The sequence below is a fragment of the Paraburkholderia phymatum STM815 genome (genome assembly GCF_000020045.1).
GTDB classification, from domain to species: domain Bacteria; phylum Pseudomonadota; class Gammaproteobacteria; order Burkholderiales; family Burkholderiaceae; genus Paraburkholderia; species Paraburkholderia phymatum.
The window spans coordinates 1,031,297-1,047,717 of the sequence record NC_010625.1 but is presented as its reverse complement, the minus strand read 5'-3'; the positions used below and the strand labels follow the sequence as shown (position 1 = coordinate 1,047,717).

The window sequence follows — 16,421 nt, the reverse complement described above, 5'->3', positions numbered from 1 at the left end:
ACCCCTGTCGGTGATCTGTCGAGCCTTACATGCTAGTCGATCGGCAGCGGCGTGGGGAGTAACAACGCCGTCGCGAATCCGGGCATCGGCGGCGTGGTCCAGCGGCGCGCGCGGCCCTGTCCGAACGACTGCACCTTGCCCGCCGACGCGAGCGAATCGAGCGCGCGCTGCACGGTCCGCTGACTGGCGCCGAGTGCCAACGCCAGGGCGGAGCTCGACCACGCTTCACCGTCGGCGAGAAGCGCGAGCAGCGTCGCGTGTTCTTCGTCGACGGGCCGCGCCAGCACCACGACTTCAGCGGCGTCGTGCGGCATCAATACGAAGCCGCGCTTCGTTGCGCTGATATCGGCGAGCGCGGCGAGCATCGAGCGCAAGCGGCCGATTTCGACACGCAGGCGCGCGCGATGCGATTCATCGGCATGCTTCATTCTGAACGCGCGTTCGATCAGCGTATCGCGCGTGACGTCGGCGGGCCATGCTTGCGCCAGGGTGCGCGCGAGACTGAACAGCACGGGCCGGCTCGCAAGCGGAATCACGCTATCCGCCTTGCACACGGCATGACGGCACGCATCGACGACGAGCGCATCGGACGTCATCCATGCTTCGACATCGTCGAGCAGCAGAAGCTTTTCTTCGCCGCGCGAAAGCAGGCGCGCGGCGGGCGCATTCAGCAGGCGCTGCGCGCTTTCGACTTCCGCCGTCAGACCGGCAATCCCCGCATGCCGCGCGGCCTGCCCGGCTCGCGCAAGCGCCGCGCGCGCAGCTTTCGTGTGCAGGCGCCGCATCGCGATGCCCGCCACGATTAGTTCGTGGGCGGCGCTCGATGCAGGCGGCAAGGGCGCGGGATCGAAACCGTCGAGCAGACGCTCGGCTTCGTCGGCATGTCCGATCAGAAGCAAACGGCGCACTGCGAGTTGGCGCGCGTGCGCAGCGTTCAGACGGTCGCCATGCGCTTCGAGCGTCTTGCGCGCCGCATCGAGCGATTTCGCGGGCCACCCGAGGTCGCGCGACGCGAGTGCGATTTCCGCTTCCGCGACGATGCAGCGCGCACGGGCGACGGCTTCCCTCGCACCGAAAGCGCGTGCCGCGCCGCGCACAAGCGCTTTCGCACGCGGAAGATCGCCGAGCTGCGCCATCGCGATGCCGCGTAGCGCGAGCGCGGGCGCGTCGTCGCGCAACGCGACGCGATTTAGCGCACTGAGGGGATCACCCGCCGCGAGCGCGCGGGCTGCGGCTTCGATGACTGCGTCCATCTGAATCACGCCACACTTGTCACTCCTGGCCATTGGATGTTGCGCACTAATCTAGCACGGACGATTCTTCAACGGAGGGACGAACGATGACCACGCATACGGTTGGCACGCGCGACGCCTGGCTGAAAGCGCGTCTTGAACTGCTCGAAGCCGAAAAGGAACTGACACGGCGCAGCGACGAATTAGCGCGACGGCGCGCGGCGCTGCCCTGGGTCAGACTGGACAGGCAGTATCGATTCGAAACGGACAAGGGCAGCGCGACGCTCGCGGATCTTTTCGCGGGACGCTCGCAGCTCATCGTCTACCACTTCATGTTTGGACCCGACTATACGGCTGGCTGCCCGTCCTGCTCGGCGATTGCGGATGGCTTCGACGGCATGGCCGTTCATCTCGCGAATCACGACGTGATGTTGACGGCCGTATCGCGCGCACCGCTTGCGAAGTTGCAGACGTACAAGGAACGCATGGGTTGGAGATTTCCCTGGGCGTCGGCGCACGATAGCGAATTCAACTTCGACTTCAACGTGTCGTACACCGAGGCGCAGCAGCGTGCGGGCGACGTCGAATACAACTTCACGCGCGGCGGTCACGCAATGGACCTGACGCCGGCGCCGCAGCCCGTCGTCGAGTTCGCGGCCTGCTGCGGGACGGACGCGTCCACATACTCGCGCGACCGGCCTGGCATGAGCACCTTCGTGCTGGAAGACGGCGTCGTGTATCACGCATATTCGACGTATGCGCGCGGCCTGGACGCATTGTGGGGCATGTACCAGTGGCTCGATCGTGCGCCGAAAGGGCGCAACGAGACGGGCATCTGGTGGCGCCGTCACGATGAATACGAACGGCGTCGAGGCTGATCGTGGACCTCGATGGCGCTTGCCCGGCGCCCCCCGTATCGCATCCTGTCTTCGTCGGCGTCGTGGCGTTCGTGTTCGCGCTATGCGCGGGAGCGACAGTCGGATGGTGCCTGTCGATGCAGACGATGCCCGAGCTGCCGATGCCGGGAGGCTGGTTCCTGTCGATGACCTGGGTGCCGATGTGCGGGCAGAAGTGGCCGCACATCGCGATGTCGTTCGTCGGCATGTGGATCGTGATGATGATGGCGATGATGTTGCCCTCGCTGGCGCCTGCGTTGTGGCGTTATCACGAAGTCCTGGCTGGCACGGGTAAGGCGCGTGCGCATTGTCTGACAGTGCTGGCGGGCATCGCTTATTTCTTCGCGTGGGCTGTCCTCGGTGCGCTCGTGTTTGCGTTGGGCTTCGCGTTCATGACGCTCGCCATGCAGTTGCCCTTGTTGTCTCGCTCCGTGCCGGTTGCCGCGAGTCTCGTCGTGCTGGCTGCAGGGGTATTGCAGTTCAGCAGGTGGAAGATGCGTCATCTGACGTGCGCGCGTTTCGCTGCGTCGCGCCGCGAAGGTTCGGCCTGCATGCATGGTGTGCGCCTCGGCGTTCATTGCGTCGCTTGCTGCGCGGGATTGACTGCCGTGCTGCTGGTCAACGGCATGATGGACCTGCGTGCGATGACGCTCGCGACACTCGCCATTACCGCGGAGCGCCTTGCTCCGGCGCCCGAAAGCGTTGCAAAGGCGATCGGCGTGGTTGTCGTCGTGATCGGCCTGTCCATGTTCGAGCAGGCGATGGCCTTGCTCTGAGCGCGGCGACGCATTGTCGACGGGCATGCTAACGCGCCGCCTGGCCTCCAGGCGGCCCGCCGCGACATGCGGGCCGAAAAACGTCAGGGACACGCCCCTCGGCATTTTCAGCAAAGGTGCTTCGACTCGGCGATGCGCGCCGACAGACGGGCGCCTTCGAGTTCGACGTGCGACTCACCCAGCGCTTCGAGCCGAACTTTTCGAGCACGGTTGCACGCATGAGGGTTCTCCCAAGGTAGAGGGTGCGTCCGACGACGCGCTGCTATCACGCGGACGCGGGCCCGCGCGTCGATTCAGCGAAGCAGAAACCCGGCAATGGCCGTGGCGATTTCGGCCGCATGCGTTTCGAGCGCGAAGTGGCCGGTATCGAAGAAGCGCACCTCGGCGTTCGGCAGGTCGCGCTTGAACGCTTCGGCGCCCGGCGGCAGGAAGAACGGATCGTGCTTGCCCCAAACCGCGAGGAACGGGGGCTGGTGCGTGCGGAAATAGTGCTGGAAGGCCGGATACAGCGCGACATTGCTCTGGTAGTCGCCGAACAGGTCGAGCTGGATCTCGTGCGCGCCCGGACGGTTCATGTAGTAGTCGTCGAGCGAGTAGCCGTCGGGGGAAACGGCCGTCGTGTCGCTCACGCCGTGCGTGTATTGCCAGACCGTCGTGTCCTTCGTCAGCAGCGCGCGCAGCGCGTCGCGGTTCGCTTGCGACGGATCTTTCCAGTACGCCTGAATCGGATTCCAGCCGTCGCTCAAGCCTTCCACATATGCGTTGCCGTTCTGCGAAATGATCCCCGTGATGCGCTCCGGGTGCTTCAGCGCGAGCCGCAAGCCTGTCGGCGCGCCGTAATCGAAAACGTACACCGCGAACCGGTCCAAGCCGATCACCTCCGTGAATCTGTCGATTACGTTGGCAAGGTTGTCGAACGTGTAGGCGAAATGCTCACGCTCCGGCATGTCGGACTGTCCGAACCCCGGCAGATCCGGCGCAACAATGTGAAAGCGGTCCGCCAGCAGCGGAATCAGATCGCGGAACATGTGGCTCGAACTCGGGAAACCGTGCAGCAACAGCAGCTTCGGCGCGTCGGCGCGGCCGGCTTCGCGATAGAACACGTTAAAACCGTCAACGTCGGCGCGGCGATGGGCAATGGTGGACATGGCGTTTTCTCCGTATTGAGGGATGCCTCGTTCGGGTACTTACGTAACCGAAAAAAGCGTGACAAGGAGGTTACAAATAGCCGATGTAACTTGTCAAGTAGTTTTTTAGTGGTTACGATGGTGTCATCGTTACCTCGCTCGTCATTGCAATGGACTACCGCCAGATTCCCGCCATCTTTGTGGCTGACGCACCCGGCCTCGACTTCCTGAATTCGGTTGCGACGCTGGTCGACGAGCCCGTCGACTCGATCGTCGACGGCGAAGGCCTGCTCCGCTGGCTGTCGCAGGCGGGCATGGTTCCGCCCGGCGCGCTCGCCGGGATCCGCGAGCGCTCGACGCCGGAGCAGCTCGACGCGATCGCCGCGCAGGCGCGCGGGCTGCGCGAGTGGTTTCGCGGCTATGTGAAGGCCAGGAAAGGGCGCGCGCTGGCGGCAAGCGATCTGCGCGACCTGGCGCCGTTGAACCAGCTGCTCGCGCGTGACGTGCAGCATCGTGAGATCGTCGCAGGCGGGCCCGGCGACGCGGGCGTGTTTTTATTGCGCGCGACGCGGCGCTGGGAGTCGGCGGAGTCGTTGTTGATGCCGATCGCCGAGGCACTGGCGAAACTCGTCTGTGAGGAGGACTTCACGCACGTGAAAGCGTGCGAAGGGCCGAAATGCACGCTGCTGTTCGCCGATCATACGCGCGGTCACGCGCGCAGATGGTGCAGCATGGCGATCTGCGGCAATCGCGCGAAGGTGGCGGCGCATCGCGCGAGGCTCAAGCAAAAAAAGGTGAGCTAGTCCGCTCGTCTCGGTCCGTGAAACCGCGGTCGCATCGACGCACAATTTGCTGCATTGATGCTCGCGCGGAAACACTCGTTTCGTTGCTACCGCAATGGCACGCGGCATGCGTCGCATGCAAAAACCGGCGCAACGCTCGCCAATAGGGCGCGCGTTGCACAACACATCGTCTGAATCGCGTGGCGCCTATCTGTGAATCTGATAGCGCTATGCAATCCCTTCGCTTGATGGGCATGTCGATCGATGCCACTGTGTGGCATCGCAGCTCGCCGGCATCGAAGCCCATCAGGACGGCGAGCGTGACTCGCAGCCGATTGCACACGTGTGTCGACTGCGCATTCATGGAGAAGGAGATTCAGGCATGAGTTCACACACCACGGTCGAGCGCATTGCGAACTTTGCATCCGGCGCTCGACTGTCGCATCTGTCGGACGCATCGAAAGCGCTATTCAGTCGCAATATTCTCGATAGCCTCGGCTGTGCGATCGCGGCGCTTCCCGGTGCGCCATTCGCAGTGTTGCGCGACCAGTTCCACGAATATCGCGGCACGCAGCAGGGGTCGTGCACGTTGATCGGCGGAGGCCACGCGGCGCCCGACGAAGCTGCGCTCTACAACTCCGGCCTCGTGCGTTATGTGGATCTGCTCGATAGCTACATGTCGCCGGGCGGCCTGTGCCACCCCAGCGACAACTTCGGTGCAATTCTCGCGGCCTCCGAACATGCGTCGGCGTCCGGCGCTGAGTTCATGCTCGCGCTTGCAGTGGCCTACGAAATCGAGTCGCGCATTACCGCTGTCGTTCCCGTGATGGCCAAGGGCTTTAATCACGCGATCCAGCTTGCTGTTTCTGCCGCAGCCGGCGCAGGCAAGCTGTTCGGACTGACGGCAAGGCAGATCGCCCACGCCGTTGCCATCGCAACCGTGGACAACATATCGCTGACATGCGTGCATTCCGAGCCCGTTTCGCAGTGGAAAGGATTCTCGCCGGGCATGACGGGCATGCGCGCGGTATATGCGGCATCGCTGGCGAAGCGGGGGTTCACGGGTCCGCTGCGGCTGTTCGAGGGGCCGAACGGTCTCGAGAGAATGTTCGATCAGCCCGTTGATATCGATTGGGAAAATCCGGCGCTCGACATCGTGCACCAGACGGTGATGAAGAAATACTGCTCGCTGATTCATGGGCAGCCGGTCCTCGAGGCGACGCTGGCGCTTCGCAAGCAACATGGCATCCGTGCGGCAGAAGTCGAAGCAGTGAAATGCGACATCTTCCAGATGGGCTATGACATCGCGGGCGGCGGCAGCTTCGGTGCGAAAGACCAGCCGATGACGAAAGAACAGGCCGACTACAACCTCAAGTATCTGATTGCGGCAGCGTTGCTCGACGGCCAGGTCGGACCGGCGCAACTGGAGACGCAGCGCATCCAGGCAGCCGACGCGCAGGCATTGCTCAGCCGTGTGACGGTCGCGCCGGACGCGACCTATTCGTCACAGTATCCGAAAGAACTGAATACCCGCGTGACGATCACGTTGAAAAACGGACGCGTGTACATGAAAGAGCATGTCGGATTCGAGGGGAGTATCGAGAATCCGCTCACGTGGGAACGTACCGTCGAAAAGTTCAACTGGCTCAGCGAGCAGTACGCCGATGAAAGTCTTCGACAAGAGATCGTCGAACTCGTCGCGAATCTCGAGGCGCACTCCGTGAAAGAGTTGATGCAACTCATGAGCCGGGTTAGCCCGGAAGCGAAGTACCCGGCCCGGCATCCGGGCATCCAGTAAGCCGAATCTGATCAGGAGAGACTGATGGCACTGATTTCGTGTGATATGCGTTTCGGTCGTACGGACGAGCAGAAGCGCAAGCTCGCAGCGGGCCTGTTACGTATCGTTGGGGAAGCAACGGGTGAGACGAAAGAGGATATTTTCGTCGTGTTCCGCGAAGGGCGCGGCATCAATTTCGTCGAGCACGGCGAACATCTGCCCGAATACGTCGAAGGCGCAGCAAACGACAAGGAACTGATCGCACGCCTCAAATAAAGCTCAGGAGACGCTACATGCCATTCATCGAATGCCATATCAAGAAGGGACTGTCACAAGCACGCCGCGAACAACTGATGCGGGACATCATTCAGGTGACGCACGACTCGATCGGCTCGGATCCGAAGATCATCAATGTGATCATCCATGAGCATCCGGCCGAAAACATCAGCATATCGAGCCGCATCAACGGGGAGGAATTCAGGCGTACGACGCCGGTCTGATTGTTCCCGTGGCATTGCTTCAGCCGCGCAGCGTGAGCGTTGCGCGGCCGCCCGCGCATTACGAACCCCGGTATATCGCGTTCCAGTCGGCCCGCGAGATGGCGGCGCGTCCTGCCGCCGATGATCCGCTGGCGGCACCGCCTGCGCCCCTGTTCGTCAAGCAGTAGCTGCACTGTAGACAGGCAGCGCCTTTGAAATGAAGACCGGCATCCGGAAAGCTTTGTTGCTGGAAATGTGCAGTTGCAACACATGCCGCCCCGATGGCGCTGCCTATTCTTTTCTGAACAGGCTTCACTACGTAAGGAGCGGGGGCTATCCTCTACCTGTAGTCGAAACCGCTGAAACCGCCGTTATCGGGGCGACCGTTCAAGCGCGCCCGGGCGGCTTGCTGGCAAAACACAATGATGCATAACGTCGACGGGAGACCATGTCATGGCTAATGGAAAACTGCTCTTTGCCGCCCTCGTCGCTTCGACGCTACTCGCCAGTACCCCGGATAACTCGTCGGCGACGGAGCAGGCTCAACAGCGGCGTGCCGGGCGCGATGTGCGGCAGGACACACGCCAGGGTTCACGCCATACCAAGCAGGATTGCCGCGCCGCGAACCAGAAAAGCAACTCGCAATGCCGGCAGGACAAGCGCGATACCAAGCAACAAGGGCGACAGACGGCCCGTGACATCAAGTACTGAGTCGAATCCGGACCCGCTCCGCACACGACAGGAACCAAGAAACAAAAGTGCGGATATGCGACCAAAGTCCAATTGAATGTTGTGGGAGCAGGTCCGATAGTACAGGTGCGTCGGTTGGGAACTGCTGTGCATTTAAGCGTGTTGCGGACGCTTCGTCGGCGGTTCAGCCGCCGCCGCGTCTCGCCTGACGGGTACTCGCACGAACGCCGTACTGCAGCTATCACGATGCGTGTGAAAATCCGGAACAGTTGAGAAATATTTGCAAGATGGTCGAGGCGGAAATCGTCTACTCAGGCGCGGTCGCGAGATCCGCAGCGCCCTGCACGAGCGCGTAGCTTGCCGGCTGATCGGTGCTGATTCGCGAGGCGACCTGGCGGGAGAAGAACCTATGCTGCTCACACCGATTACCGAACGGGTGTTCTCGCGAGAGTTGCTCGATGTGCTGATCCGCGCCGGGCTCATCGCGGTTCTGGCCGTCTTCTGTTTCAGGATCTTCGTTCCGTTCCTCAACCTGATGGTGTGGGCGCTGATTCTTGCGATCACGCTTTATCCGCTTCAGGTCCGGCTGCGCCGCGCGTTGGGTGGCAAGGACGGCCTCGTTGCGACGCTGATCATTCTCATCGCGTTCGGCGTCATTCTCGTGCCGACGTACATGCTGGGACTCGCCGTTGCCGATTCGATCGAGCATGCGATGGGTATCGTCAAGAGTGGCAACTTCCGCATTCCTCCTCCTGCCGATTCGGTCGCCAGTTGGCCAGTGGTCGGCCAGCGTGTATACGATTTCTGGCAGGCGGCGTCGACGGACATCACGGGGCTCGCGCAGAAATTCGCACCGCAACTCAAGGGTGCAGCTGTCGTGCTGCTGGAAACGGTGACAGGGCTCGGCGCCGGGCTGCTGATCTTCTTCGTCGCGCTGATCGTTGCGGGCATCTTCATGGCACATGGGGAGAAGGGCTATCGCAGTGCCGTGCAGATTGCATCGCGGATCTCGGGCCCGGACAACGGAGCACAGATCGCCGATCTGTGCACGGCCACGATTCGCGCGGTGGCGCAAGGTGTGGTCGGCATCGCGTTCATCCAGATGCTGCTGATCGGCATCGGCTTTGTCGTGATGGGCATCCCCGGTGCGGGTTTGCTCGCGCTCGCCGTGCTTCTGATCGGCATCATGCAGTTGCCCGCCACGTTGATCACCGTTCCCGTGATCGTCTTCGTGATCGTCACGGAGGGCGTCAGCACGGCAACCATCATCTTCTCGGTTTACGTTTTCGTCGCGGGTCTCGCCGATAACGTGCTCAAGCCTTTGCTGCTGGGCCGCGGCGTGGCGGTGCCGATGCCTGTCGTGCTGATCGGCGCGCTCGGCGGGATGGTCACGGGCGGCGTCATCGGCCTCTTCATCGGCCCCGTGATGCTGGCAGTCGGCTATGAGCTGTTCTGGCGCTGGGTGAGAGACCAGCCGCAAGTCAAAAGCGTTCAGACACAAGAGCAGCCTTAGCGTCGCGAGGATCACGCTGTGTCTTTCGCGACACGTCCGCCTGGAATCGCAGTGCTGCTCGGGGCAGTCTGCCTGAACGGATGCATGCGTGTCGGACCGGATTTCCACCCGCAGCATGAAGCGTGGAGCGAGCGCTGGCGCAGTGCGTCGATCGAGCAGGTCACGCAGCCGGGCGCCCAACCCGACCTGCGCCAGTGGTGGCAGATTTTCGGCGACGCGAATCTCGAACAGCTGATTGCCGAAGCGGATGCGAACAACGGCGATCTGAAGATTGCCGGTCTGCGTGTGCTCGAGGCGCGCGCGCAACTCGGCGTCGCGCTGGCGGGGCGCTACCCGCAGGTGCAGCAGGCGAGCGGCAATGTGTTCTACGGAGGGCGCAAGCGCTCCGATGGCTTCAATACCCGATCGGGCGGTTACTGGCAGTACGGCGCGAGCTTGAGCATCGGCTGGGAGCTGGATTTCTGGGGGCGTTTCAGCCGCGCGATCGAGTCGGCCGATGCCGCGTTCTTCGCTGCGCAGGCCAACCGCGAGGCGGCCCTCGTTCTGTTGCATGCCCAGGTCGCCGATACCTACTTCACGATGCGCACGGCCGAGGCCCGGCTGCGCATCGCGCGCGAGAACGCCCAATTGCAAAAGCGCAGCTACGATATCGCGCAAAAACTCTTCAAGAGCGGAGAGACAGATGAACTCGATCTCCAGCAGGCGAAGACGCAGTATCTCGGCACGCTGAGCAGCATCCCGGAGCTGGAAAGCCAGATCGTGCTCACGCACCACGCATTGTCCGTGCTGCTCGGCAGGCCGCCGGGACCGCTGCCCGAACTCGACGCGCAGCCAGGCAAGGATGGTGTAGTGCCGCTCGTCAACCGTGCCGTGCTGCAGGACGTGCCCGCCGACCTGCTGCTGCGGCGCCCGGACGTTCGCGCCGCCGAATATCAGATGGCCGCGCAGTCGGCGCAGATCGGCGTGGCGAAAGCGGACCTGTATCCGTCCGTGTCGCTGGTGGGCTCGCTCGTGTGGAGCGCCAGTTCACTCACCGGCTCGCCGAACACGCTGGCGCTTCTCGCCGGTCCGAGCGTCACGTGGAATATTTTCGACCATGGAAGGATTACCAACAACGTGCGGGTGCAGGACGCCCGGCTGCAACAGTTGACCGTCGCCTATCAGAACACCGTGCGCGAAGCGGCGCGCGAAGCCGACGATGCCGCGACCGCGCTGATTGCCGCCTTGCAGCGCGACACGATCCTGAACGACGCGCAAGGGGCCGCGCGACGCTCGCTGACGCTCGCCAACACGATCTATCGCGAAGGCTACTCGGACTTTCAGCGTGTGCTCGATGCGCAGCGCGCGCTGTTCGCGCAGCAGGACGCCTATGTCGTCAACCGGAGCAATGCCGTCGGCGATCTGATCGCGCTTTACAAGGCCCTCGGGGGAGGATGGGACACGGATCAGCCGCTGATCGACGCGGCGACTCGCGAGCAGATGCGGCAACGCACCGACTGGGGCGATCTGCTGAACGACACGACCTCGACATCCGTCTCGCGCAGTCAGGCGGAAGGTGCTTCACGATGAGCGATACGTCCGGGCCCAAGGTCGGTGCGCCTGATCCGTCTCAACCCGCGCGTCAATCTGCGCCGCAATCTCCCTCTTCATCCGCGGGCGATCCGTCGGGCAAGGCCATGAAGTGGGTTGTCTGCCTGATCGTCCTCAGCCTGATCTGGTATCTGTTCGCTGACCGCTTCACGCCTTATACGCAGCAGGCGCGGGTGCAGGCGTATGTCGTGCCCGTGGCCGCCGAAGTGTCGGGACGCGTGACGCACGTCTTCGTGCACAACAATCAGGAAGTGGACGCGGGGCAAGTGCTGTTCGAGGTCGATAGCGAGCCGTACCGCATCGCCGCCGATCGGGCGCGCGCCGATCTGGAGTCCACGCGCCGCCAGGTCGGCGCCAGCACGGCCGGCATCGATTCGGCGGTTGCCGGCTTGCGGGCCGCGATTGCCAACGAGGTCAAGGCGCGCCAGGACAGCGAACGCCTGGAGCGGCTGTATCGCGAAGACGAAGGGACCGTGTCGCTGCGACGTCTGGAAGTGGCGCGCGCGACGCATGAGCAGGCCCAGAGCCAGGTTGCCGCCGCACGTGCCGAAGTCGAGCGTGCACGCGAGCAGCAGGGCGGCAGCGAGGCGGAGAACGCGCAGCTGCGCAGCGCCGCCGCCGCACTCGAAAAGGCCGAGCTCGATCTCGCCAACGCGCGGATCAAGGCGCGCTCAGGCGGCGTGGTCACCGATCTGCGCACGGAAGTCGGCCAGTTCGCGGCGGCGGGCGGGCCCGTCATGACGTTGATCGCGATCCGCGATGTCTGGATCAGCGCCGACATGACGGAGAACAATCTGGGACACCTCCAGCCCGGCACGCCCGTCGGCATTGCACTGGATGCGCTGCCAGGCGAAGTGTTCGCCGGGCGTGTACGCAGCATCGGTTATGGCGTGAGCGTGGGCCAGAGCACGCCGCCCGGCAGTCTGCCCACGGTGCAGAACAGCCGCGACTGGCTGCGTCCCGCGCAACGCTTTCCTGTCATTGTCGAATTCGATCAGAACGAGCGCGCGCGTCTGCATGACATGCGTGTGGGAGGGCAGGCCGAGGTGATGGCGTTCCCGAGTCAAGGCAATCCGCTCAATCTGCTGGGACGCCTGTTCCTGCGCGCGATGAGCTGGGTTTCATACCTGTATTGAGGCACCTATGCAGCTCGCGCTTCAGCGTGCCGGCTTCCGCTCACTGCGCATCGCTACGGGGACGGCGCTTTCGCTGGCGCTCAGCTTCGGGCTGGATCTGCCGATCCCCGTCATCGCGCCTGTGTTCGCGGTGTTTCTGCTCGCCACGCAGAGCCGGCCGCTGCCGCTGAAGGCGGCCGTCGTGCTCGCGCTGGTGGTGGCAGTCACGACGGGCAGCGGTCTGCTGCTCGTGCCATTGCTGCGCCATTACGCGTTTGCCGGCGTGATGATGACGGCGCTGATGCTGTTTCTGGCTTTTCGTTACGGACTGCGCGGCGGCAACAATCTGGTCGCGACCTTTCTGGCGGCAGGACTGACGATGATCTCCGCAGCGGGCACAGCCGACCTCCAGCTCGCGGCGACAGTCGTTGGCGCGTTGACGAAGGGGCTCTTGCTTGCGGTGCTGGTGTCGGCTCTCGCTCACGCACTGTTTCCGGAACATGTGAGCGCGGGTCCGAAGCCCGCCGCGCGTGCCATGTCCGGCGACCAGGCCGAGGCCATCGCGCTGCGCGCCACGCTCGTGGTGTTGCCCGCCTATCTGCTGGCGATGGCCGATCCGGCGAGTTACATGCCGATCATCATGAAGTCGGTGAGCCTCGGCCGACAGACCTGCACGACGACGGCGCGCAACGCGGCACGCGATCTGATCGGCTCCACGCTGCTCGGCGGTCTGCTCGCCATCGTGGTCTGGTTCGCACTCCGGCTATTCGTAGACCTCTGGATGTTCTTTCTGTGGATGATGCTGATCGGCCTGCTGGTGGGACGCAAGCTCAATGGCCTCAGTCCGACGCGTTATTCGGCCAGTTTCTGGCTGAACAGTCTCGTGACGATGATCATTCTGCTCGGGCAATCCGTGCAGGACAGTGTCGCGGGTAAAGACGTGTACACCGCGTTTGCCGTGCGGATGTGGCTCTTTCTGGCCGTCACGGTCTACGCGTGTTTCATGCTTCTGCTGTTCGAGAAGCGGGGGCGAAGACGGGCCGGGTCAACGCGCAATGCTGTTCCGCGCCCCTGAGAGGAACCTGCAATGGACAATGCGGCAAGCGATGGCGTCGTGCGCCTGCGGGCTCGAGAGATCCTGCGGGAAATGGCCCGGACCCTGTGGTATCTACGGGCGATCCTGGCGGGACTTCTGCTGCTCTTCATCCTGCTGACGATCGGCATGTATCGCTACGGCGGTCCCGTCGAAACGGCGAACCGCACTCCGTCGACGATGGCCGAAACCGTGTACTTCTGCGCCATTACGGCGTTGACCATCGGTTTCGGCGATGTGGTGCCCACTTCGATATTCGGCCGTATCGATGCCGTCCTGCTTGGGCTGATCGGCGTGGTGTTCACAGGGTTGATCGTCGCTGCCGCTGTGCGTGGCGTGCACGAAGCGGCGCGAAGGGCGGGCGCTGAAGCGTAGTTGTCAGAGGATGGAAATCGACAGGAGCGGGTTATGCAAGTGCCTACCATCAGACCGGCGCACGGACGAGCGGACGTTCGGTTCGCCCGTGCCAACGCCGGTGTGGTTCGCAGGCTATGGACATGGGGCGCGGCTTTGCTGATCGCCTGGTTGCCTTGTCAGTCGCATGCGCAGGCGGCAGGGGGACAACTGTCGGATCGCACGGTCGTCGGTGGAAATGTGAAGCGGCATGCCGACGCCGTGCTTGCCGTCATGTCCTACACGACCGTCCCCGACGTGACGACCAGTTCGCTGTCGATCAACAGCGGCGCGACGGGCAACCCCGGTTTCGGCCAGACGCAACTGGGGGGCGGCTTCACGCTAAGCCGGACCTTTCCGCTGTACATGGAGGGCACCATCGCGTATAGCCGCTACGACCCGACCTTCATCGCGACGGACGGCGCCGAGCAGCGCGAGGTGCCGACCAAATGGAACACGTTTAGCGGCACGGTGGGGCTGGGCTGGGACTTTCGCATCACCGATGAACTCGTGTTCCGTCCCATCATCAACGGTACGCTCGGGCGCGTATCGAGCGATCTGAGAGTCGGGCAGTCGATCTTCAACCGCGTGACGGACAGCAACCTGCAGTTTCTGAACAATGGATATCTGGACGCGTATGGCTACGGCGGCTCGCTGGTGCTCGATTACGAGCACTATCGCGAGAACTACGAAATCGATGCCGAATTGCGCGCCACGGATATCTATCTGCGCAGCTTCGGCGGCTCCGACGCAGTTCAGGGTTCGGCGACGGCGCAGCAACTCAGTCTCTGGACGCGCTGGCGCGCGCCGACGGGCTGGCACGCACTGGACCGTCCCGTGCGCTATGTGCTGGAGTTCGCGTATTCGCATTACTTCGGCGACAGTGCGGGCGTGCTGGGATTCAACGACCTCACGTCGTTGGGCGTCGGTCTGGAGCTCGACAGCAGCCGATATCCGATCGTCATTACCCGAACGCGAGCGATGGTCCGGTACGTGTTCGGACACAACGTTCACGGCGTGTCGTTCGGGTTCGCGGTGAGTTTCTAGCGCTGTGCGATCGGGCCGGTCCGCGGCAGCATTGCGCCGCGCCGTATCGCCACTATTGGACCAAGGTCTCATTTCAAGCCGTATGCGCGAAGCCTATTCTTTAACCTGACACGCGTCTGTTCGGCATTGCGATGAGCGCAGCAGCCGCCTGCGCGCAGGTCAGCGGCAGATCAAAACAACCGGTATGCACGCCATGAAAAAGTCCATGAAGATCGAAAGGGCTGCAACCCTGGGGAAAAGCGGCAGCGCTGTCGCACCCGCACGCGTACCGCGTAGCCGGCAGAGCGAGGTGGGCAACGTCGATCGCGATGCCGTCGAGCTTCTCAAGCTCAACAGTGCGGGCAGAGTCGAGCGGCTGGTGCCGCTGGCCTACGGAAGAATACTCGCGTCACCGTTTGTGTTCTTTCGCGGCAGGGATCGGCACGGAAAGCCGCTGTTTTTGCAGTTCAAGGAGGCGTCGCAATCCGTCATCGCGCGATATCGCGGCAAGCGCAAGAACGGCCATGAGGGACAGCGCATCGTCGAAGGCCAGCGCTTGATGCAGGCGGCCAGCGATCCGTCTGTCGGCTGGGCGAAAGGGCCGCTGGGAGGGCACTTTTCGAACCGCTACGCCGATCAGGTCGAGCAGGACTACGAGCGATTCGCCGCAGCCTGCCGGTCGGGGCAGCTCGAAGCGCGCACGCACGAAGACATGGCGGCCGGTTTCCGCTTTTAGGCGTGCAAGGCAACGATGCTGCCGGCATCGGCCGTTACAGCAACACCAATTCCCCTCACCATGTTGGAGATGACCATGCGCAGACGAAACTTCTTGCAATCCAGCGCCGCCGGGCTAGCCCTCGCAGGACTGGCACCGGCAGGCTTCCCTACGGCGATGCGCGCTGCCTCAGCCGCCGAGTCCGACGCAGCGAAGCGGCAGGAAATCGATGCCAAGGTACGCGGCACGCTCTCGAAGCTCTACTCGACAGTCAAGGGCTCGAAGGAACTCGTCGCCAAGGCGAACGGCGTGCTCGTATTCCCGTCCGTCATCAAGGTCGGCTTCGTCGCGGGCGGCGAGTACGGCGAGGGCTCGTTGCACGTCGGCGGCAAAACCGTGGCCTATTACAAAACGATATCGGGATCCTTCGGCTTGCAGGCGGGCGCGCAATCGAAGGCCATCGTGTTCCTGTTCATGACGCATGACGCGCTCAGCAACTTCCGCAATTCGAAAGGCTGGTCGGTGGGCGGCGAAGGCTCGGTTGCACTGTTGAAGGTCGGCGCAAACGGCGAGATCGATACGACAACGGCCACTGCGCCCGTCGAAGCGATTGTGATGACCAATGCCGGCCTGATGGGCGACATATCGCTCGCAGGCACCAAGGTTTCGCGGCTGAACATCTGAAGCCGGGGCTCGAGCGGGGAGAGACATGATGAACAGCGGGATCACGTTCATGGCGTTGTGTGCGGCCGCATCGGTACTCGCGGGATGCGCCCAGCCGCATCAACAGGTCGAAGCAGGCGCCGATCAGTCGACCGTCATCGCCCGCTTGGGACAGCCCAAAGAAACCTATGCGTTGCCGAACGGCGGCAAGCGATTGATGTGGCCGACGCAGCCGATGGGCACGACCACGACGGCGGCCGATATCGATGCGTCGGGCAAGGTGGTCAGCGTTCGCCAGGTGCTGCAGGAGAGCGAGTTCTATCGCGCCGAAGTCGGCAAGTGGACGCGCGACGACGTGCTCGTCAACTTCGGCCGTCCGTTCGAGACAGCCTATTTCAAGCTGATGAAGCGCGAAGTCTGGTCGTACCGATATATGGAGAACAACGTCTACTACATGATCTTCCACTTCTATTTCGACGACCAGGGCATCTTGCGGCAGACGCAGAAAGAGCCGGATCCGATGCGCGATCCGAGCCGGCGCAGCAGGTTCTAAG

General features: G+C 63.2%; 18 protein-coding genes and 1 pseudogene. 17 read left to right on the top strand and 2 right to left on the bottom strand.

Features of this window, described 5'->3' with window-relative positions:
* Nucleotides 1–32: 32 nt before the first annotated feature.
* Entirely contained in the window at nucleotides 33–1,253 is a 1,221-nt protein-coding gene (locus BPHY_RS32190; protein ID WP_012405654.1) for a hypothetical protein, read from the bottom strand.
* Nucleotides 1,254–1,339: 86 nt separating this feature from the next.
* Between BPHY_RS32190 and BPHY_RS32185 the strand changes: the two genes are divergently transcribed.
* Both BPHY_RS32185 and BPHY_RS32180 read left to right on the top strand, forming a co-directional pair.
* Entirely contained in the window at nucleotides 1,340–2,110 is a 771-nt protein-coding gene (locus BPHY_RS32185) for a DUF899 domain-containing protein (protein ID WP_012405653.1), read from the top strand.
* Nucleotides 2,111–2,112: 2 nt separating this feature from the next.
* Nucleotides 2,113–2,904, top strand: a complete 792-nt coding sequence (locus BPHY_RS32180; protein WP_012405652.1) for a DUF2182 domain-containing protein — start codon at nucleotides 2,113–2,115, stop codon at nucleotides 2,902–2,904.
* Between the two features lie 293 nt (nucleotides 2,905–3,197).
* On the opposite strand, the gene BPHY_RS32175 is transcribed toward BPHY_RS32180, so the two are convergent.
* A complete protein-coding gene (locus BPHY_RS32175; RefSeq protein ID WP_012405651.1) occupies nucleotides 3,198–4,052 on the bottom strand; it encodes an alpha/beta fold hydrolase in 855 nt (284 codons plus the stop codon).
* A gap of 149 nt (nucleotides 4,053–4,201) precedes the next feature.
* Here BPHY_RS32175 and BPHY_RS32170 point away from each other — a divergent pair, with 149 nt between their 5' ends.
* The 15 genes and pseudogenes from BPHY_RS32170 to BPHY_RS32105 all read left to right on the top strand — a co-directional run bounded on the left by BPHY_RS32170 (nucleotide 4,202) and on the right by BPHY_RS32105 (nucleotide 16,420).
* A complete protein-coding gene (locus tag BPHY_RS32170) occupies nucleotides 4,202–4,834 on the top strand; it encodes a CGNR zinc finger domain-containing protein (protein WP_012405650.1) in 633 nt (210 codons plus the stop codon).
* Nucleotides 4,835–5,195: 361 nt separating this feature from the next.
* On the top strand, nucleotides 5,196–6,611 hold the full coding sequence (locus tag BPHY_RS32165; RefSeq protein WP_012405649.1) for an MmgE/PrpD family protein: 1,416 nt from the start codon (nucleotides 5,196–5,198) through the stop codon (nucleotides 6,609–6,611).
* Nucleotides 6,612–6,635: 24 nt separating this feature from the next.
* Nucleotides 6,636–6,866: a tautomerase family protein gene (locus tag BPHY_RS32160; RefSeq protein ID WP_012405648.1), complete on the top strand. Its 231-nt coding sequence runs from the start codon at nucleotides 6,636–6,638 to the stop codon at nucleotides 6,864–6,866.
* Between the two features lie 17 nt (nucleotides 6,867–6,883).
* Nucleotides 6,884–7,090, top strand: a complete 207-nt coding sequence (locus tag BPHY_RS32155; RefSeq protein WP_012405647.1) for a tautomerase family protein — start codon at nucleotides 6,884–6,886, stop codon at nucleotides 7,088–7,090.
* An 8-nt stretch (nucleotides 7,091–7,098) separates the two neighbouring features.
* On the top strand, nucleotides 7,099–7,257 hold the full coding sequence (locus BPHY_RS42135; RefSeq protein WP_157686880.1) for a hypothetical protein: 159 nt from the start codon (nucleotides 7,099–7,101) through the stop codon (nucleotides 7,255–7,257).
* A gap of 265 nt (nucleotides 7,258–7,522) precedes the next feature.
* A complete protein-coding gene (locus BPHY_RS32150; RefSeq protein WP_012405646.1) occupies nucleotides 7,523–7,780 on the top strand; it encodes a hypothetical protein in 258 nt (85 codons plus the stop codon).
* 388 nt (nucleotides 7,781–8,168) lie between these two features.
* Nucleotides 8,169–9,272, top strand: coding sequence for an AI-2E family transporter (locus tag BPHY_RS32145; protein ID WP_012405645.1), 1,104 nt, complete (start codon nucleotides 8,169–8,171; stop codon nucleotides 9,270–9,272).
* An 18-nt stretch (nucleotides 9,273–9,290) separates the two neighbouring features.
* Nucleotides 9,291–10,841, top strand: coding sequence for an efflux transporter outer membrane subunit (locus BPHY_RS32140; protein WP_012405644.1), 1,551 nt, complete (start codon nucleotides 9,291–9,293; stop codon nucleotides 10,839–10,841).
* On the top strand, nucleotides 10,838–11,998 hold the full coding sequence (locus BPHY_RS32135) for an HlyD family secretion protein (RefSeq protein ID WP_012405643.1): 1,161 nt from the start codon (nucleotides 10,838–10,840) through the stop codon (nucleotides 11,996–11,998). The genes BPHY_RS32140 and BPHY_RS32135 overlap by 4 nt, the downstream gene beginning before the upstream one ends.
* 7 nt (nucleotides 11,999–12,005) lie before the next feature.
* A complete protein-coding gene (locus BPHY_RS32130) occupies nucleotides 12,006–13,052 on the top strand; it encodes a DUF2955 domain-containing protein (RefSeq protein ID WP_012405642.1) in 1,047 nt (348 codons plus the stop codon).
* 12 nt (nucleotides 13,053–13,064) lie between these two features.
* Entirely contained in the window at nucleotides 13,065–13,445 is a 381-nt protein-coding gene (locus tag BPHY_RS32125; RefSeq protein ID WP_012405641.1) for a potassium channel family protein, read from the top strand.
* Nucleotides 13,446–13,478: 33 nt separating this feature from the next.
* Complete coding sequence (locus tag BPHY_RS32120; protein WP_012405640.1) at nucleotides 13,479–14,510, top strand: hypothetical protein; 1,032 nt, start codon at nucleotides 13,479–13,481, stop codon at nucleotides 14,508–14,510.
* A gap of 415 nt (nucleotides 14,511–14,925) precedes the next feature.
* Nucleotides 14,926–15,225 (top strand): annotated as a pseudogene (locus tag BPHY_RS43475) (DUF2252 family protein); the annotation flags it as partial.
* Between the two features lie 75 nt (nucleotides 15,226–15,300).
* Nucleotides 15,301–15,888 carry a BPSL1445 family SYLF domain-containing lipoprotein gene (locus BPHY_RS32110; protein ID WP_012405638.1) on the top strand — a complete coding sequence of 196 codons (588 nt, stop codon included), beginning with the start codon at nucleotides 15,301–15,303 and terminating at the stop codon, nucleotides 15,886–15,888.
* A gap of 25 nt (nucleotides 15,889–15,913) precedes the next feature.
* Nucleotides 15,914–16,420, top strand: a complete 507-nt coding sequence (locus tag BPHY_RS32105; protein ID WP_012405637.1) for a hypothetical protein — start codon at nucleotides 15,914–15,916, stop codon at nucleotides 16,418–16,420.
* The last annotated feature ends 1 nt before the right edge of the window (nucleotide 16,421 follow it).